Origin of the sequence: Modestobacter altitudinis (assembly GCF_005930475.1) — a bacterium.
GTDB lineage: Bacteria > Actinomycetota > Actinomycetes > Mycobacteriales > Geodermatophilaceae > Modestobacter > Modestobacter altitudinis.
Map to the genome: position 1 here is coordinate 1 of NZ_SJEW01000093.1, position 17,928 is coordinate 17,928.

The 17,928-nt window shown below is 77.0% G+C and carries 18 protein-coding genes; 8 read left to right on the plus strand and 10 right to left on the minus strand.

The window, feature by feature from the left end; translation table 11 throughout:
* From cobG to FHL79_RS22730, 4 genes are all read left to right on the plus strand, one after another.
* A partial coding sequence (gene cobG / locus FHL79_RS22715) for a precorrin-3B synthase (RefSeq protein ID WP_138760829.1) occupies positions 1–1,208 on the plus strand: 1,208 nt, incomplete at its 5' end.
* Positions 1,208–1,828 carry a precorrin-8X methylmutase gene (locus FHL79_RS22720; protein WP_138760830.1) on the plus strand — a complete coding sequence of 207 codons (621 nt, stop codon included), beginning with the start codon at positions 1,208–1,210 and terminating at the stop codon, positions 1,826–1,828. The genes cobG and FHL79_RS22720, both read left to right, overlap by 1 nt.
* A 37-nt stretch (positions 1,829–1,865) precedes the next feature.
* The gene (locus FHL79_RS22725) at positions 1,866–3,365 is read left to right on the plus strand and encodes a precorrin-2 C(20)-methyltransferase (RefSeq protein ID WP_138760831.1); all 1,500 of its coding nucleotides are present in this window, start codon (positions 1,866–1,868) and stop codon (positions 3,363–3,365) included.
* 117 nt (positions 3,366–3,482) lie between these two features.
* The gene (locus FHL79_RS22730; RefSeq protein WP_138760832.1) at positions 3,483–4,724 is read left to right on the plus strand and encodes an MFS transporter; all 1,242 of its coding nucleotides are present in this window, start codon (positions 3,483–3,485) and stop codon (positions 4,722–4,724) included.
* Between the two features lie 63 nt (positions 4,725–4,787).
* On the opposite strand, the gene FHL79_RS22735 is transcribed toward FHL79_RS22730, so the two are convergent.
* From FHL79_RS22735 to FHL79_RS22750, 4 genes are all read right to left on the minus strand, one after another.
* A complete protein-coding gene (locus FHL79_RS22735; RefSeq protein ID WP_138760833.1) occupies positions 4,788–6,386 on the minus strand; it encodes a YfjP family GTPase in 1,599 nt (532 codons plus the stop codon).
* A complete protein-coding gene (locus FHL79_RS22740) occupies positions 6,383–8,083 on the minus strand; it encodes a GTPase family protein (RefSeq protein WP_138760834.1) in 1,701 nt (566 codons plus the stop codon). Before FHL79_RS22740 ends, FHL79_RS22735 begins: the two co-directional genes overlap by 4 nt.
* An 81-nt stretch (positions 8,084–8,164) precedes the next feature.
* Positions 8,165–8,650: a hypothetical protein gene (locus tag FHL79_RS22745; RefSeq protein ID WP_138760835.1), complete on the minus strand. Its 486-nt coding sequence runs from the start codon at positions 8,648–8,650 to the stop codon at positions 8,165–8,167.
* Positions 8,651–8,829: 179 nt separating this feature from the next.
* The gene (locus tag FHL79_RS22750; protein ID WP_138760836.1) at positions 8,830–9,225 is read right to left on the minus strand and encodes a VOC family protein; all 396 of its coding nucleotides are present in this window, start codon (positions 9,223–9,225) and stop codon (positions 8,830–8,832) included.
* Between the two features lie 93 nt (positions 9,226–9,318).
* Here FHL79_RS22750 and FHL79_RS22755 point away from each other — a divergent pair, with 93 nt between their 5' ends.
* Positions 9,319–9,681, plus strand: coding sequence for a DNA-binding protein (locus FHL79_RS22755; RefSeq protein WP_138760837.1), 363 nt, complete (start codon positions 9,319–9,321; stop codon positions 9,679–9,681).
* On the opposite strand, the gene FHL79_RS22760 is transcribed toward FHL79_RS22755, so the two are convergent.
* Together FHL79_RS22760 and FHL79_RS22765 are read right to left on the minus strand one after the other, a co-directional pair.
* On the minus strand, positions 9,678–10,322 hold the full coding sequence (locus FHL79_RS22760) for an HAD hydrolase-like protein (protein ID WP_138760838.1): 645 nt from the start codon (positions 10,320–10,322) through the stop codon (positions 9,678–9,680). The two genes, FHL79_RS22755 and FHL79_RS22760, sit on opposite strands and share 4 nt — an antisense overlap.
* A complete protein-coding gene (locus tag FHL79_RS22765) occupies positions 10,319–11,098 on the minus strand; it encodes a cobalt-precorrin-6A reductase (protein WP_138760839.1) in 780 nt (259 codons plus the stop codon). Before FHL79_RS22765 ends, FHL79_RS22760 begins: the two co-directional genes overlap by 4 nt.
* A gap of 26 nt (positions 11,099–11,124) precedes the next feature.
* On the opposite strand from FHL79_RS22765, the gene FHL79_RS22770 reads away from it, so the two are divergent.
* Positions 11,125–12,204, plus strand: coding sequence for a cobalt-precorrin-5B (C(1))-methyltransferase (locus FHL79_RS22770; RefSeq protein WP_138760840.1), 1,080 nt, complete (start codon positions 11,125–11,127; stop codon positions 12,202–12,204).
* A 41-nt stretch (positions 12,205–12,245) separates the two neighbouring features.
* On the opposite strand, the gene cobM is transcribed toward FHL79_RS22770, so the two are convergent.
* The 3 genes from cobM to def form a co-directional block, all read right to left on the minus strand.
* Complete coding sequence (gene cobM / locus FHL79_RS22775; RefSeq protein ID WP_138760841.1) at positions 12,246–12,986, minus strand: precorrin-4 C(11)-methyltransferase; 741 nt, start codon at positions 12,984–12,986, stop codon at positions 12,246–12,248.
* Positions 12,987–13,080: 94 nt separating this feature from the next.
* Positions 13,081–14,301, minus strand: coding sequence for a precorrin-6y C5,15-methyltransferase (decarboxylating) subunit CbiE (gene cbiE / locus FHL79_RS22780; protein WP_138760842.1), 1,221 nt, complete (start codon positions 14,299–14,301; stop codon positions 13,081–13,083).
* A complete protein-coding gene (gene def, locus FHL79_RS22785) occupies positions 14,298–14,855 on the minus strand; it encodes a peptide deformylase (protein WP_138760843.1) in 558 nt (185 codons plus the stop codon). The genes cbiE and def overlap by 4 nt, the downstream gene beginning before the upstream one ends.
* A 45-nt stretch (positions 14,856–14,900) precedes the next feature.
* On the opposite strand from def, the gene FHL79_RS22790 reads away from it, so the two are divergent.
* Positions 14,901–15,899 carry a cobalamin biosynthesis protein gene (locus tag FHL79_RS22790; RefSeq protein WP_138760844.1) on the plus strand — a complete coding sequence of 333 codons (999 nt, stop codon included), beginning with the start codon at positions 14,901–14,903 and terminating at the stop codon, positions 15,897–15,899.
* Here the strand turns inward: FHL79_RS22790 and FHL79_RS25285 are convergent.
* Complete coding sequence (locus tag FHL79_RS25285; RefSeq protein ID WP_171058302.1) at positions 15,791–16,087, minus strand: hypothetical protein; 297 nt, start codon at positions 16,085–16,087, stop codon at positions 15,791–15,793. The genes FHL79_RS22790 and FHL79_RS25285 overlap by 109 nt on opposite strands.
* Before the next feature lie 60 nt (positions 16,088–16,147).
* Here FHL79_RS25285 and yczR point away from each other — a divergent pair, with 60 nt between their 5' ends.
* A complete protein-coding gene (yczR, locus tag FHL79_RS22795; protein ID WP_138760845.1) occupies positions 16,148–17,599 on the plus strand; it encodes a MocR-like transcription factor YczR in 1,452 nt (483 codons plus the stop codon).
* Positions 17,600–17,928 lie beyond the last annotated feature (329 nt).

Here is a 17,928-nt window from a genome sequence, read left to right on the forward strand (position 1 = left end):
GCATGTCATCTCCCGCCCTCCCCGCCGCCGCGCCGTCCCGGGACCGGGTCGACGCCTGCCCCGGCGCGCTGCAGACCCACGCCGCGGCCGACGGCGGCCTGGCCCGGGTGCGGGTCCCCGGCGGCACGCTGCGCGCCGACCAGCTGCAGGCGCTCGCCGCCGCGGCCCGCGAGCTCGGCGACGGGCACCTGGAGCTGACCAGCCGGGGCAACCTGCAGCTGCGCGGCCTGGCGCCCGCCGCGGAGGCCGCCCTGGGCGCCCGGCTCGCCGACGCCGGCCTGCTGCCCAGCGACACGCACGAGCGGGTGCGGAACGTGCTGGCCAGCACGCTGTCCGGCCGGACCGCCGACGGGCACCTCGACGTCCGGCCGTGGGTCCGCGACCTGGACGCCGGGCTGCGCGCCGACCCCGTCCTCGCCGGGCTGCCCGGCCGGTTCCTCGCCACCCTGGACGACGGCCGGGGCGACGTGGCCGGCCTCGGCGGGGACGTCGGCCTGCTCGCCCTCTCCCCCGGCTCCGTGGCGCTCACCCTCGCCGGCACCGACTCCGGCCTGCGTACCCGGCCGGAGGACGCCGTCGCCCTGGTGCTCGCCGCCGCGCGGGCCTTCCTCGCCGAGCGCGCCGCCCAGGGGTCCTCGGCCTGGAGACTCGCCGAGCTGACCGACGGCGCCGTCCGGGTCGCCGCCCGCCTCGCCCGCCTTCGTGGCCACGATGGCGAACCGGTGGCGGTCCCGGTCGCGCCGGTCACCGGGCCGGTCGGTGCTGCGGCGCAGCTCGACGGCCGGACGGCGCTGATCGGGGTCGTCCCGCTCGGCCGGCTCACCGCCGACCAGGCCGACCTGCTCGCCCGGCTGGCCGCCGAGGTCCAGCTGACGCCGTGGCGCAGCGTCGTCGTGCCCGACCTCGCCGAGGACGCCGTGGACGACGCCGCGGTCGACCTGTTCCGCACCGGCGTGGTGTTCGACGAGGCCAGCCCCTGGCTGCAGGTGACCACCTGCGCCGGGCGACCGGGCTGCGCGAAGTCGCTGGCCGACGTCCGTGCCGACGCCACCGCCGCTGTCCGCGCCGGGACGCTGCCCGCCGGCGGCGCCCGGCAGCACTGGGTGGGCTGCGGGCGCCGGTGCGGCCGGCCCCAGGGGGACGTCGTCGACGTCGTCGCGACGGCCACCGGCTACGACGTCCACAGCAGCCGAGTCGAAGAGGACTGATGTACGACTACGAGCACGACGGCGCCGAGATCTACCGGCAGTCCTTCGCGACCATCCGCGCCGAGGCCGACCTGTCCCGACTGCCGGCCGACGTGGCCCGGGTGGCGGTGCGGATGATCCACGCCTGCGGGCAGGTCGACCTGGTCGACGACGTCGGGTGGTCCCCCGGCGTCGTGGAGCGGGCCCGTGAGGCGCTGGACGCCGGCGCCCCGGTGCTGTGCGACGCGCAGATGGTGGCCTCCGGGGTCACCCGCCGCCGGCTGCCCAAGGACAACGACGTGGTCTGCACGCTGAACGACCCGCGCACCCCCGACCTGGCCCGCGAGCTGGGCACCACCCGCACCGCCGCGGCGATGCACCTGTGGGGCGACCGGCTCGACGGCGCCGTCGTCGCCATCGGCAACGCGCCGACCGCGCTGTTCCACCTGCTGGAGATGGTCGCCGACGGTGCGCCCCGGCCGGCCGCCGTCATCGGCATCCCGGTCGGCTTCATCGGCGCCGTGGAGTCCAAGGAGGCGCTGGCCGCCTCTGACCTGGAGCACCTGGTGGTGCGCGGCCGGCGCGGGGGCAGCGCGATCACCGCAGGCGCCGTCAACGCGATCGCGAGCGACGTCGAATGAGGGCAGAAGTGGCCACTTCCGCCCGGGCGGGTGCGGCGTGACCGGGCGGCTGTACGGGGTCGGGCTGGGCCCGGGCGACCCGGAGCTCGTCACGGTCAAGGCCGCCCGGCTGATCGGCGCGGCCGACGTCGTCGCGTTCCACGCCGCCCAGCACGGCCGGTCGGTCGCCCGCGCGCTGGCCGCCCCGTACCTGCGGGAGGGCCAGGTCGAGGAGCTGCTGGTCTACCCCGTCACCACCGAGACCACCGACCACCCCGGCGGCTACCAGGGGGCGATCGACGAGTTCTACGAGGCCGCCGCCGCCCGGCTGGCCGCGCACCTGGACGCCGGCCGGGACGTCGTCGTCCTCGCGGAGGGCGACCCGTTCTTCTACGGCTCCTACATGCACATGCACAAGCGGCTGGCGCACCGGTACCCGACCGAGGTGGTGCCGGGCGTGACCAGCGTCAGCGGCGCCGCCGCGGTGCTCGGCCGGCCGCTGGTCGAGCGGGACGAGGTGCTCACCGTGCTGCCCGGCACGCTGCCCGGCGACGAGCTGGCGGAGTGGCTGGCGACCACCGACTCGGCCGCGGTGATGAAGCTCGGCCGCACCTTCCGCAACGTCCGGGACGCCTTCGACGCCGCCGGTGTGCTGGACCGCGCGTACTACGTGGAGCGCGCCACCACCGATCGGCAGCGGGTCGCGCCCCTGGCCGAGGTCGACCCGGACACCGTGCCCTACTTCTCGCTGGCACTGCTGCCCAGCGAACTGACCGGCGCGGTGCCGGGTCCGGAGCAGCCGCGCGAGGACGAGCCGCACACCGGCGAGGTCGTCGTCGTCGGGCTGGGGCCGGGGCAGCGCAGCTGGACGACGCCGGAGACCGCCGAGGCGCTGTCCCGCGCCGACGACCTGGTCGGCTACGGCCCCTACCTCGACCGCGTGCCAGCCAACCCGCGGCAGGTCCGGCACCCCAGCGACAACCGGGTCGAGGCCGAGCGGGCGGCCGCCGCGCTCCGGCTGGCCCAGACCGGCCGCCGGGTGGCCGTCGTCTCCAGCGGCGACCCCGGCGTCTTCGCGATGGCCGCGGCAGTGCTCGAGGTGGCCGCGCAGCCGGAGTTCGCCGACGTCGAGGTGCGGGTGCTGCCCGGGCTCACCGCCGCCCAGGCGGTGGCCTCGCGGGTGGGGGCGCCGCTCGGCCACGACTTCGCCGTGCTCAGCCTGTCCGACGTGCTCAAGCCCTGGGACGTCGTCCTGGACCGGCTGCGGCACGCGGCCGCCGCCGACCTGGTCATCGCGCTCTACAACCCCCGCTCCCGGGCCCGCCCGCACCAGCTCGCCGAGGCCCGCGACCTGCTGCTCGAGGTGCGCAAGCCCGAGACGGTGGTCGTGGTCGGCCGGGACGTCGGCGGGGCGGAGGAGTCGATCACCGTCACGACGCTGGACGCGTTCGACCCCGAGACCGTTGACATGCGCTGCCTGGTGCTCATCGGCTCCACCCAGACCCGGGTCACCCCGGCCGGGAAGGTCTTCACCAGCCGCCGCTACCCCGGCGGCTGAAGGACCCCGCCCCTCGCGAGCTCGGGCGAGCCTCCGGGCGGGGCCGGGGGAACACCGCGGGCCGGGAACACCGCGGGCCGGGGAACACCGCGGGCCCGGTGCGGCTTGCACCGGAGCGTGCCCCGTCGAGTGCTCGCCCGGCCCGCCGCCTTCTGGACCGTCGCCGTCCTTCTGGTGCTCGTGCTCGCCGCGTCCGGGGTGCCCTCGCCGCTGTACCGGGTCTACGCCGAGCAGTTCGGGTTCGGACCGGGTGTGATCACCGTCGTCTTCGCCGTCTACACCTTCGCGCTGCTGGTGTCGCTGCTGGTGGTGGGCGGGCTCAGCGACCACGTCGGACGGCGCCCGGTGCTCGCCGCGGCGCTGGTCCTCGAGGCCGCGTCGATGGTGCTGTTCCTGACCGCGGACGGCGTCGGCTGGCTGCTCACCGCCCGGATCGTGCAGGGCTTCGCGACCGGTGCGATGACCGGCGCGTTCGGTGCCGCGCTGCTGGACCTGCAGCGCCCGGACCGCCCGCTCGGCCCGCTGGTCAACTCCGCCGCCCCCGGCTTCGGCCTCTCGCTCGGCGCCGTCGGCGCCGGTCTGGCCGTGGAGTTCCTGCCCTCCCCCACCGACTGGGTGTTCGGGGTGCTCACCGCGCTGTGCCTGGTCGCCGCCGTCGGCGTGTGGGTGTTCCTGCCGGAGTCCTCGCCGCGGCTGCCCGGTACGGCTGCCTCGCTGGTGCCCAGCGTCCGCGTGCCCAGCTCGCAGCGCCGGGCCTTCGCCATCGTCCTGCCCTGCCTGGTCGCCACCTGGGCGCTCGGCGGTCTCTACGCCTCCCTCGGTCCCTCGCTGGTCGCGGGCGTCTTCGGGGTGCAGGACCACGTGGTCGGCAGCCTGCTGATCCTCGCGCTCAACGGCACCGGTCTGGTGGGCTCGCTGAGCATGCGGGGCGTGGCTCCGGCCCGCCTGATGGTGATCGGTGCGCTGGTCTTCGCCAGCGGTGTCGGCTGCACCGTGGCCGCGCTGGAGACGGGGTCGCTGGCGTTCTTCTTCGTCGCCGCGGTCATCTCCGGGTTCGGCTTCGGGTCGGCCTTCCTCGGCGCGATGGCCACCGTCACCCGCGACGTCGCGCCGGGTGAGCGCGCCGCCCTGCTCTCCGCGGTGTTCACCGTGAGCTACCTCGGGTTCAGCCTGCCGGCCATCGCCGCGGGCATCGCGGCCGGCCACGTCGGCCTGGAGCGGACCGCGCAGGTCTACGGCATCGGCGTCATCGTGCTGGCCCTGCTCGCCGTCACCGGGCTGGCCCTGAACGCCCGCCGCCCTGCTCCCACCCCGACGTCATCCCCGTCGCCGGAGGTGAGCGCCGCCGCCAGGGACTGACCCGGCTGCTGCTCGTGCTCTGCTCACCAGGGGTGAGCAGAGCACGAGCGCTCCCGACCGGGGTCAGCTGCCGGCGCGGCTGACCGCGGCGCAGAACCGGTCGTGGTCGGCGCGGGCCTCGGTCAGCGGCTCGAGCACCTCGGTGTCGGCCACCTCGGCCACCCGGTCGGTCAGCCGCCGGCGCACCTGCCGGGCGCGTCTGCGCGCCCCGGCGCGCACCAGCGGTCTGCTCACCAGCGCGAGCAGCAGGCCGGCGAGCAGCCCGCCGACCAGCAGCAGGGTGGGCACCGGGATGCCCTCCACCCGGGGCAGCGGGACGACGTCCTCCAGCTGCAGCAGGCCCAGCCCGACCAGGCCGAGCAGCCACAGCGCCCCGGCCAGCGCCACCAGCGCGAGCACCCACTGCAGCCCGCCGACCGCCCGCTGCCAGACCGGCGTGCGGTCCGGCCCCAGGTCGGTGCCGGCCACGGCTCGGTCCAGCCGGTCGGCCAGCCGCTCCTCCGACAGCTCCGAGGTGCGCCGCAGCTCGTCCCGCCAGGCCTGCGGCAGCCCCTGACCGGCGGCGTCCCGGGCCCGGCGCAGTGCCGCGTCCATGCCCGCGGTCTGCACCGCACCGGCCTCGGGCAGCGAGGTCCGGGCCGCCTCGTCCCCGAGGTGCAGCCGGCTCAGCGGATCGGCGCGGAGCTTCGACGTCCAGCGCAGCACCGGCCAGCCGGTGTGCTGGTTCCCCCGGCGGCGGGCCGAGCGCTCGACCGCGCTGACGACGGCCGGCACCCCGGCGGCGTTCGCGAGGGCGTCGGCCAGGCCCTCGCGCTCGTCGCGGTCCCGGCTGCGGTCCTCACCGACGTCCGGCGCGCAGTGCTCGGACAGCGCGGCCGCCGCGGACCGGGCGTCGGCGGCCAGCCGGTCGGTGGCGGCCCGCCGGGCGGCCACCCGGGAGGTGAGCTCGCGGCGCAGCTCGGGCAGGCCGGCGCCGGTGCGGGCCGCGGTCGGCACGATGGGCGTCGCGGCCAGCCCCTCCCGGTCGAGCAGCGCGCGCAGATCGCCCAGGCAGGCCCGGACCGCGGCGTCGTCCAGCCGGTCGACCTGGTTGAGGACGACGACCAGCACCCCCGCGTGCCCGGCCAGCGGCGCCAGGTACCGCGAGTGCACCGCCGCGTCGGCGTACTTCTGCGGGTCGAGCACCCAGACCAGCACGTCGACCAGCTCGACCAGCCGGTCGACCTCCAGCCGGTTCTCCAGCCGGATCGAGTCGTGGTCGGGCAGGTCCAGCAGCACCAGCCCGTCCAGCGCGGGATCGGCCGGCTGCACCCGGTGCCGGCGCGGCACCTGCAGCCAGTCCAGCAGCCGGTCGGCGCCGTGCTCGCCCCACACGCTGGCGTGCGCGACGCCGGTGGTCGGCCGCCGCACGCCCGGGGTGCTCACCTCGCTGCCGCTCAGCGCGTTGAACAGGGTCGACTTGCCGCTGCCGGTCGCGCCGGCCAGCGCGACGACGGTCGCGTCACCGAGTGCCTCCCGGGCACCGGCCTTGGCCAGCAGGGTGCGGGCACGGGACACCTCCGGCACCTCGAGCCGGTCCTCGGCGACCTCGACCGCCTCGCGCAGCGCGGCCAGCCGGTCGGTCAGGGAGAGCTCGGTGCGCCGCCCGCTGCCCAGCCTCACGCGCGGGCCCCGCGGGCGGCGGCCAGCCCGGCGACCGCGGCGCGCAGCTCGGCGGCGGCGTCCGGGGTGGGCGCGACGCCGTCCAGCAGCTCGGCGAACCGCTCCTGCTCCATCCGCAGCACCCGGTCGGCGCGGGCGTCCAGGTCGGCCCGGGCCTTGACCGCGAGTTCACGGACGGCGTTGTCGCCGAACACCGCCTCCAGCAACCGCTGGCCCACCGCGGTGGTGCCACCGGCGATGACGACCTCGGCGCCGGAGAGACCCGCCGTGGAGGCGAAGACCGCGATCATCAGCGCCGCACCGGCGCCGTTGACCCCCCAGGACAGCAGCCGGGCCTGCGACCGCTTGCCCGCGCCCTCCTTGCGGACCAGCTCCAGCACGAAGCCCTGCCAGTCGCGCACCTCGTCGGCAGCCACCCCGGTGAAGGCCGGGGAGACGCCGTCCAGCTCGGTCTCCCGGCCGCCGATCAGCGCGATGCCGCCGGGCAGCGTGCGCCAGGCGGTGACGGTCCGCTCCGCAGCACGGTCGGCCTCGGCACGGAGCAGCAGCTCGACGCCGGACTCGAGCGCGCCCTGCAGGTCCGCGGCCGGGTTGGGCCGGCCGCTGAACGCCGCGGCCACCCGGTCGCGCAGCCGGCCGACCTGCCCCTGCAGGCTGCGCATCCACTCGCCGGTGCCGACGAACTCCTGCCAGCGGGCGAGCACCTCCCCGCGCAGCAGGCTGCCGTTGCCCACGCCCTCGTCGATGGCGGCGCGGGCCCGGGCGTAGGCGGCGTCCACGGCGGCCCGGAGCGCCTCGGCGGAGGTCGCCTGCTCCTCGACCCCGGCGACGACGACGTCGACCCGGCCGCTCAGGCTCTCCAACGCCCCGGCCAGCGTCTGCCGGACGACGGCGGAGCGCTGCTCCTGGTCGGCGGCGAGCGCGTGCAGCCAGTCCCGCAGCGGCGCCACCTGGTCCGCGGGCAGGAACCCGTCGGCCAGCGGTCGCTCCTCGATGACGAACAGCCGGGCGCCGCCCAGCCCGCCGCGCTGCAGCATCGCGGCCAGGTCCTCGGCCACCTCGCCGACCGCCTCCGGCGGCACCCGGTCCAGCACGACGGCCAGGGCGGTGCCCCGCTCCTGCGCCGTCCGCAGCAGGTCCCAGGGGACGGCGTCGGCGTAGCGGGCCGCCGTCGTCACGAACACCCACAGATCGGCGGCGCCGAGCAGCTGCCCGGCGAGCTCGCGGTTGGCCTCCACGACCGAGTCGACGTCGGGGGCGTCGACCAGGGCCAGGCCGGGCGGCAGGGCGTCGGTGGGCACGAGCGTGATGCCGCTGAGGGTGTCGCCCTCGCCGGTGGTGCGCGCCAGCCCGGGCAGCACCCGGTCACCGGAGAAGGCGCCCACGTCGGCGGTCGAGCAGACCAGCACCGGCGAGCGGGTCGTCGGCCGGAGCACGCCCGGGGTGGTGACCCGGGCGCCCAGCACGCTGTTGACCAGCGTGGACTTCCCGGCGCCGGTGGAGCCGCCGACGACGGTCAGCAGCGGGGCGTCCAGGTCACGGAGCCGGGGCAGGAGGTAGTCGTCGACCTGGTCGACGACGGCACGGGCGGTTCGGGCGGCGGCATCGCGGCCGGTGGTGGCCAGGCCCAGCGGCGCTGCGGCGACGGAGTCGCGCAGCCGCTGCAGGGCGTCCGGCAGCCCGGTCGGGGAGGTCATGTCCGCTACGTGCCCGCCGCGGTGGATCTTCACCCCTCGACGGCTCAGCCGGCTACGGCCGGGGCACGAACGCCTCGGTGGTCACTCGCGGACCGGCCAGCCGATGACCGGGCCCAGCGCGACGCGGGCGTCGTCCACCCCGTCGTCGGGACGGACGACCTCAGCGTGCTCGTGACTGCCCGCGGCGTGCGCGAGGGCGGCCAGCAGCAGGGTGAGCTCGGACCGGTCGACCCCCGCGGTCAGGTCGGCGAGGTCGACCGGCTGGCCGTCGGCGAGGCCGGCCGCCGCCCGCAGCAGGCGGAGCTGGCCCCCGGTGCCGGAGATCGCACCGCGGCGCAGGGCGCCGTCGAGGTCCGCCCACTGGACCGCGGCCCACGGGCCGCCGTCGGCGTCGCCGTCCAGCGCGATGGCGATCAGCCCCGCGGACTGCAGCTGGGGCAGCCAGTGGCCGGAGTTCGCCAGCAGCAGCACGGCGGCCTCGACGGCGTAGTCGCCCACCGCCGCCCGGAGCAGCGCGCTCTCCACGTCCAGCAGGTCCAGGTCGATCGCCCGCGGTTCACCGATCACGGCAGTGCACCTCCACGGCAGAGCACCTTCATGGCAGAGCACCTGTCGTGCACCCGACCCCACTCTGCCCGCAAGGTCCGACAGAACCGCGCGGGTCACGGCAGGGTCACCGGCGTGGCGGTCCCCGGTCCCGCTCACCGTCGCGGCCGGATCGTGACCCGACCGGTGCCGGCCGCGGGTCAGGGGGTGGCCGGGGCGCGCTCGGCGTCGCTGCGCAGGATGCAGAACTCGTTGCCCTCCGGGTCGGCGAGCACCACCCAGCCGCTGCCGTCGGGACGGCGGCGGTCGTCGACCTCGCGGGCGCCCAGCCCCAGCAGCCGCTGCAGCTCCTCGTCCCGGGTCCCCGCGGCCGGCACCAGGTCCAGGTGCAGCCGGTTCTTGACGGTCTTGGGCTCGGGCACCTCGATGAACAGCAACCGCTGCCCGCCGTCCGGCGCGGCGATCATGCACTCGTCGTGGCCGGGTTCGTTCGGGTCGTCCGGGTCCTCGGCGAACCCCAGCACCGCCGACCAGAACAGCGAGAGCCGGTACGCGTCGGAGCAGTCGAACGACGTGTGCGAGATGCGGGCCGTCATGGGCGGCAGCGTCGTCGTCCGCGAGCCGGGCTGTCCACGGGATTGCCCGGGAACCCGGTTGTCGCCGTCCCGCGGTCGCGGGATCCTGCCGCCATGTCCGCGCACGGGTACGCCGCGCTGTTCCGCATCCACGAGCGCTACGCCGCCACGGCCGCGGCAGGGAGCCGGCTGGTCGACCCGCACCTGGTCAGCCCCGCCGAGGCGGTGCGCCTGGTGGCCGGTCTCGGCGGCGGCAGCCTCGCCTACACCGACGACGCCGAGCCGCAGGTGCAGGCCGCCGACCTCCTCGCCGCGCTCAGCCTGCTGCCGCTGCTCCGCGCCGAGCTGGACGCCCTGGAGGCCGGGCTGCTCGACATGGCCCGGGGCGAGGGCGCCTCGTGGGCCGAGATCGCCCGGGCGACCGGCTCGGACGACGCGGCTGAGGCGCAGCGGCGCCACGAGCTGCGCCAGGACTAGAGCGAGGTCAGCGCCGCGACCACGTCGGCCGGGGTGGCGGCGATGGCCGCCGCGCCGGCCGCGGCCAGCTCGCCGGGCAGCGCCGGGCCCCAGCCGGCACCGACGCAGGGCAGTCCGTGCGCGGCGGCGCCCAGCACGTCGTGCGACCGGTCGCCGACGAGCACCGGCCGCTCGCCGTCCGGGTGCGCGGCCAGCGCGGCGGCCACCACCTCGTGCTTGTGCCGCACCGCGCCGTCCAGCGTCGCGCCGTGGACGCCGGCGAACGCCGGCAGCAGGCCCGCGTGGTCGAGGATGCGCACCGCGAACGGCTCGGGCTTGCTGGTCGCCACGGCCAGGGTCGCCCCGTCGGCGCGGAGCACGGCCAGCAGCTCGGGGATGCCGGGGTACACGGCGGCGTCGAACATCGCGCCGGCCCGGTAGTGCGCGCGGTAGGCCGCCACCGCCCGGTCGACGTCGTCGCCGGCCAGGCCGAGGGCGCTGGCGAAGCCGTCCTGCAGCGGGGGGCCCACCATCGACCGCAGCTGGCCCGGCGTCGGCTCGGGGAGGCCGAGCTCGGCCGCGGCGACCCGGACCGAGGCCCAGATCCCCGGCGTCGAGTCGACCAGGGTGCCGTCCATGTCGAAGAGCACCAGCCGGCTCATGGCCCGGCCCAGGGGCCCGCGCCGAGCTTGCGAGGTGTGGGGAGGGGCGGGTGTTTGATCCAGGCGAGCGCCTCGTCGACGGTGGCCACGGTCTCGACGCCGGCCGGCAGCGGTGGCCGGCGGACCAGCACGACCGGGACGCCCAGCTCGCGGGCCGCGGTCAGCTTGGCCTCGGTCAGGTGCCCGCCGGAGTCCTTGGTGACGACGACGTCCACCGCGTGCTCGCGCATCAGCGCCAGCTCGTCGTCGACGCTGAACGGCCCGCGGTCCAGCAGCAGCGTGGCGCCGGCCGGCAACGGCTCGTCGGGCGGGTCGACCGAGCGCACCAGCACCCGCCCGGGCAGGTCGGCGAACGCGCGCACGCCCTGCCGGCCGGTGGTCAGGAAGACGCTGGCGCAGTCGGCGACGGCCGCCGCGGCCTCGGCCAGCGAGCCGACGAACCGCCAGTCGTCCCCGGGCTGCGGCGTCCAGCCCGGCCGCTGCAGCCGGAGCAGCGGGGTGCCGTGCGCGGCCGCGGCGGCGGCCGCCGACGCGGTGATCTCGGCGGCGAACGGGTGGGTGGCGTCGACGACGGCCCGCGGGCGGTGCTCGGCCAGCCAGGCCGCCAGCCCGGCAGCGCCGCCGAACCCGCCGACCCGCACCTCACCCGCCGGCAGCACCGGCTCGGCGACCCGGCCGGCCAGCGAGGAGAGCACGTCGACCCCGTCCGCGACGAGCGCGGCGGCCAGCCGCCGCGCCTCCCCGGTGCCGCCGAGCACCAGCACCTGACCGGTCATCGACGTCCTCCAGGCACGATGGGACCGTGACCAGGGACGGCGCGGGGCTGCGGCACGGGTGGACGACGGGCGCCTGCGCGACCGCCGCGACCACCGCCGCCTACACCGCGCTGCTCACCGGGGAGTTCCCCGACCCGGTGACCATCGACCTGCCGGGGGACCGGCACCCGTCGTTCGCGCTGGCCCGCGAGTCCCTGGACGGCGCCCGCGCGACGGTCGGCATCGTCAAGGACGCCGGCGACGACCCCGACGTCACCCACGGCGCGCTGGTCTCCGCGACGGTCTCGCTCGGCGACCCCGGCAGCGGTGTGGTCTTCCGGGCCGGCGAGGGCGTGGGGACGGTGACCAAGCCCGGCCTGCCGCTGGCCGTCGGCGAGCCGGCGATCAACCCGATGCCCCGGCAGTTCATGACCGCGCACGTCGCCGCGGTGGCCGACCGGTTCGGCGGCACGGGGGACGTCGTCGTCGAGGTGTCGGTGGAGAACGGCGCAGAACTGGCCCGCAGGACCTGGAACCCGCGGCTGGGGATCCTCGGTGGCCTGTCGATCCTGGGCACCACGGGCGTCGTCGTCCCGTACTCCTGCTCGTCGTGGATCGACTCGATCCGCCGGGGCATCGACGTCGCCCGCGCCGCCGGGCACACCCACGTGGCCGGCTGCACCGGCTCGACCAGCGAGCGGACCGTCCAGCAGCTCTACGGCCTGCCCGAGGACGCGTTGCTCGACATGGGCGACTTCGCCGGTGCGGTGCTCAAGTACCTGCGCCGGCACCCGGTGCCGCGGCTGACCGTCGCCGGCGGCATCGGGAAGCTGGCGAAGCTCGCCGAGGGGCACCTGGACCTGCACTCGGGCCGGTCGCAGGTCTCCTTCGGGGCGCTCGCGCAGCTCGTGGCGGACGCCGGCGGCTCCGCGGAGCTGACGGCCGGCGTCCGCGCGGCCAACACCGCGCTCGACGCGCTGCAGCAGTCCCAGACCGCCGGCCTCCCGCTGGGCGACCTCGTGGCCGCCGGCGCGCGCCGGACGGCCGAGGGCGTGCTGCGCGGCGCCCCGGTCGAGGTCGACGTCGTGGTCATCGACCGCGCCGGCACCATCGTCGGCCGCGCCTGAGTGGAGTGCCACGGCGCGGAAGACGCGCCCCTGGCACTCCATCAACGAGCCCGGGTGGTCGAGTAGAGGTGGCTGTCCAGGAACTGCTCGGCGGCCAGCACCCGGCCGACGATCACCACCGCGGTGCGCCGCACGCCGGCGTCGGCCACCTGGCCGGCGATGTCGGCGAGCGTGCCGCGCAGCACCAGCTCGTCCTCCCGGCTGGCCTTCGCCACCACCGCCACCGGGCAGTCGTCGCCGTAGTGCGCGGCCAGTTCCGGGGCGAGCTCGTCCATCCGCTGCACCGCCAGGTGCAGCACCAGGGTGGCGCCGGTGGCCGCGTAGGCGGCCAGCTCCTCCCCCGGCGGCATCGGCGTCGACCGCGCCGACGTCCGGGTGAGGACTACGGTCTGCGCGACCCCCGGCACGGTCAGCTCCCGCTTGAGCGACGCCGCCGCGGCGGCGAACGCCGGCACCCCCGGGACGACGTCGTAGGGGACCCCCGCGGCGTCCAGCCGGCGCATCTGCTCGGCCATCGCGCTGTAGACCGACGGGTCACCGGAGTGCAGCCGGGCGACGTCCTGCCCGGCCCGGTGCGCGGCGACCAGCTCTGCGGTGATCTGGTCGAGGTCCAGGTCTGCGGTGTCGACCAGCCGGGCGCCGGCGGGGGCGGTGTCCAGCAGCTCCCGCGGGACCAGCGCGCCGGCGTAGAGGCAGACCGGCGCCGACGCGATCAGCCGCGCGGCCCGCACGGTGACCAGGTCCGCGGCCCCCGGCCCCGCCCCGATGAAGTGGATGGTCATCGCGTCATGCTCCAGTTCGTTGCACTCCCGCGCGCGAAACCGTGCGTACTCCCGCGCGCGAAAGCGTGCGTGCTCTCGCGCGCGAGAGCGTGCGTCATCGGGTGACGCTCCAGATGGTCACGGGCATGGCCGGCTTCCAGCCGGTGAGACCGCCGACGGGCTGGGCGTGCGCGACCAGCAGCCGGGTCAGCTGCCCACCGACCCGCGCCTGCCACCGCGCCAGCACCGCCTCGCTCTCCACCGTCACGGCGTTGACCACGAGCCGGCCACCGGGCGCCAGCGCGTCCCAGCAGTTCTCCAGCACGCCGGGCACCGTGGCCCCACCGCCGACGAAGACGGCGTCCGGGGCGGGCAGCCCGCCCAGCGCCTCCGGCGCCCTCCCCTCGACCACCTGCAGCCCGGGGACGCCGAGCCGCGCGGCGTTCTGCCCGATCCGGTGGGCGCGGTCCGCGCGGGACTCGACGGCGACCGCCCGGCAGGAGGGGTGCACCCGCATCCACTCGATGCCGATCGAGCCGGCGCCGCCGCCGACGTCCCAGAGCAGCTGCCCGGGCAGCGGGGCCAGCCGGGACAGCGTCACCGCCCGGACGTCGCGCTTGGTCAGCTGCCCGTCGCTGGCGTAGGCCTCGTCGGGCAGGCCCGGCACGGTCGGCAGCGGCACCGTCCCGGGATCGGCGACGACCTCGATGGCGGTGACCACCAGCGGGTCGGTCTCGGCGTGCGCCCACTCGTCGGCGGTGCCGGTGAACCGGCGCTCGGTGGCGCCACCGAGCTGGGCCAGCGCGGTCAGCCTGCTGGCCCCGTAGCCCCACTGCCGCAGCCGGTCGGCCAGCTGACCGGGCGTGGTGGTGTCCGCGCCCAGCACGACCAGCCGCCGTCCGGGCGTGACGTGCGGGACCAGCAGCTCCAGCGGGCGCCAGACCACCGACACCACCGTGGCCTCCTCCACCGACCAGCCCATCCGCGAGCAGGCCAGCGTCACCGACGACGGGTGCGGGACGACGTCGACCGCGGCCGCGCCGAACCAGCGGACCAGCGTCGTCCCGATGCCGGAGAACATCGGGTCCCCGCTGGCCAGCACCACCACCCGGCGGCCGGGGTGGGCGGTCGGCAGCTCCCGGACGGCCAGTGCCATGGGAGAGGGCCACGGCACCCGCTCCGCGTCCACCTCGGCGGGCACCAGGCCGAGCTGGCGCGAGCTGCCCCGCAGCACGTCGGCGCCCGCGATCGCCCGCCGGGCCGCCGGGGACAGCCCGTCCCAGCCGTCGGCACCGATGCCCACGACGGTGACGGTCCACCCCTCCGGCGCGCTCATGCGGGCAGCTCGCCCTCCGGGCCGGCGGCCTCGGCGAGCAGCCGCTCGCGCAGCTCCTCGGGCAACCGGTCGACGTAGACCGTGCCGTCGAGGTGGTCGACCTCGTGCTGCAGGCAGCGGGCGGCCATCCCGGTCGCCTCGATCGAGGCGGGGTCGCCGTGCGCGTCGACCCCGTCGACCCGGGCCCGGAAGGCGCGCTCCAGCTCGGCGTAGGGGCCGGGCACCGACAGGCAGCCCTCCTCGGTCACCTCGACGGCCGGCTCGTCGCCGACCGGCTCCAGGACCGTGAGCACCGGGTTCACCACGTACCCGATGACGTCCTCGCCGTCGGCGTCCGGGCAGTCCATCACGAAGACCCGGGCGTCGACGCCGATCTGGTTCGCCGCCAGCCCGACCCCGTCGGCCGCCTGCATGCTCGCGAACATGTCCAGCAGCAGGTGCCGCAGCGCCCGGTCGAAGTCGGTGACCGGGGCGCACGGGCGGTGCAGCACCGGGTCACTGCCGTAGGTGACGATCGGCCGGGCGACGCCGTCGTAACGGCCGGGCAGGCGCATGACCGTCGATCCTAGGGACGTCCCGGCTCTCTACAGTCACCGGCGATGTCCTCCGCCGACGCTCGTGCTCTGCTGCCTCCCCGGGAGCAGAGCACGACCGTCGGCGGACCAGGTGCTGCGACGGCGGCCGGACTGGCCCTGGGCGCGCTCGCCGACCTGCTGCTGGCCGACCCGCGGCGGGGCCATCCGGTCGCCGGCTTCGGCCAGGCCGCCGCCGCGCTGGAACGCCGCACCTGGCGGGACTCGCGCGCCGTCGGGGCCGGCTACGCCGCCGTCTGCACCGGGGCTGCCGTCACTGCCGGTGCGGTGGGACAGCGGCTGACCGCCGACCGCCCCATCGCCCGCGCCGCCCTGACCGCCGTGGCCACCTGGGCGGTGCTCGGCGGCACCTCGCTGGGCCGGGCGGCCACCACCATGGAGCACCACCTGACCGACGGCGACCTGACCGCCGCCCGGACGCACCTGTCCAGCCTGGCCGGCCGGGACCCCCGTGCGCTGGGCGAGCCGGAGCTGGTCCGGGCAACGGTCGAGTCGGTGGCGGAGAACACCTCCGACGCCGCCGTGGCGCCGCTGTTCTGGGGCGCGGTCGCCGGGTTGCCCGGCCTGCTCGGCTACCGGGCGGCCAACACGTTGGACGCGATGGTCGGGTACCGGTCACCCCGCCACCTCCGGTTCGGCTGGGCCGCCGCCCGCCTGGACGACGTCCTCAACTGGCTGCCGGCCCGGGCCACCGCCGCGCTGACCGTGCTCACCGCGCCGCTGGTCGGGGCCTCCCCCGCCGGTGCGTGGCGCACCTGGCAGCGCGACGGCGCCGCGCACCCCAGCCCGAACGCCGGGCGCTGCGAGGCCGCACTGGCCGGCGCCCTCGGGCTGCGGCTGGGCGGGCGCAACGTCTACGGCGAGCGGGTCGAGGAGCGGCCCGTCCTCGGCGACGGTCAGCCGCCGGTGCGCGGCGACATCCGCCGGGCGGTCCGGCTCTCCCGGGCGGTGTGGACCGCCGCGGCCGTCCTGGCCGCCGCCGCCCGGCTGGCCCGCCGGGGCTGAGCGCCCCGCCGCTGGAGCACGCCGCGGGCTGCGGGGAGGACCGGGAAGCCGGCCGGGTCGGTGCGCTGGTGGCTGGCCGGCGGGTCGCCGGGCCCCCGTCCGCCGCGGACGGCGATGACGAGGGTGGTGCCGGAGAGGCCACCCAGCCCGAGCAGGAACAGCAGCACGAGGACTCCACCTGTGGTCATGGGACGACAGTGGCACCGTCTGGACTGGTGCGGAGCAGGCCAATCCGGCATGGTGTCCCCATGCCACGTGCGGCCGAACAGTCCACCACGGCGCGCGAGGCGGCGACGCTGATCGGGCCGGCAGACGCTCTCGCCACGCCGCGGTACACCGGGCTGGCCCGGCGGATCCGCGAGCTGGTGCTGGCTGGGCAGCTGCCGGCCGGCACCCGATTGCCCGCCGAGCGCGATCTGGCCGCCGCGCTGGCGGTGAGCCGCGTGACCGTCGCGTCGGCCTACCGGGTGCTCCGCGAGGAGGGCTGGGCCCGGACCCGGCACGGCTCGGGGACGGTGACCGAGGTGCCCGGCGGCAGCGACGACCGGGCGAGCTGGCTCCCGCAGCACACCACCGGCCTGGTCGACCTGGCGCACGCCTCCCCCTCCGCCGTCCCCCAGCTCGAGCCCGCCTACCGCCGGGCCGTCGAGCTCCTGCCGTCGGCCACCGACGGGCACGGCTACTCCCCGGGTGGACTGCCCGAGCTGCGCGCGGCGATCGCCGACCGCTACACCGCTCGGGGGCTGCCGACCGAGCCCGACCAGGTGGTCGTCACCTGCGGGGTCGGCGACGCGGCGGCCGCCGTCATGGACGCCCTGCTCGAGACCGGTGACCGGGTGCTGGTCGAGCACCCCAGCTACCCCGGGGCGCTCCGCCTGGTCGAGAGCGCCGGCGCCCGGCTGGTCCCGGTGCCGGTCGACGAGACCCGGCCCGACGACCTGGTCGAGGCCGCGCACCTGGCCGCCCGGCAGAGCAGTCCGCGACTGGCCTACCTGATCCCGGACTTCACCAACCCGACGGGCGCCCGGCTCACCGCGACCGGGCGCCGGCGGCTGGCCGCCACCCTCTGGCAGCAGGGCGTGCTCACCGTGGTCGACGAGTCCTGCGCCGAGCTGTACCTCGACGAGGGCCCGCTGCCGCCGTACGCCGCGGGCCTGCCCGACGCGGCGACGGTGACCCTCGGCGGGCTGGCCAAGGCGGTGTGGGGCGGGCTGCGGATCGGCTGGATGCGGACCGACGCCGCACTCGCCGCCCGGCTGAGCACCGTCTACGGCCGCCGGCAGCTGTCCGTCGGCCTCGTCGACCAGCTGGTCGCCACCCTGCTGGTCCGGGACCTGGACGCCGTGCTGGAGCACCGCCGCGCCCAGCTGCGCACCCAGCGGGACGCCCTGCTCGTCGCGCTGGCCGACCAGCTCCCGGACTGGCAGGTGCACCCCCCGGCGGGCGGCCTGTCGCTGTGGTGCCGGCTGCCGCCGGGGCTGAGCTCGGCCGCGCTCGCCGCCGCCGCGGCGCCGCACGGCCTGCTGCTCGCCGAGGGGCGGGCCTTCGGCACGGGCCACGCCTTCGACGACCACCTGCGGCTGCCGTTCACCCGCCCCGCTCCGGCGTTGCGCGCCGCGGTCGAGCTGCTCGCCCAGCTGGCCGGGAACCTGCGCGGCGGCACCAGCCACCCCGCCGTCCCGGCCCGGACGGTCGTCTGACCAGCCGGGCGGGGACGCCCGAGCCCGCTCCCACATCCCCTCACCCAGTGTGAGTGCAGGTCAGCGGACCGTCAGCGTGCTCGCGCAGTGTGCGTGTCGGGCTCCAGCGCGGTAGCTTCTCCCCACTGGAGCGGTCGCGCCCCACAAGGGCCGACGGGTCGTCCTGGGTCGAGTCAACGGCCGGACGACCCCCACCGGAGCACTCCGGTGCGCCCGGCTAGATCGGTCGATGCAATGTCCTCCACCTCCGAGCTCCCCCGCACGACGCAGGCGCGCCCTGCCGCGCCGGTCCGGTCCGCTCGCCCCGCCACCTCCCCCCCGGCCGCGAC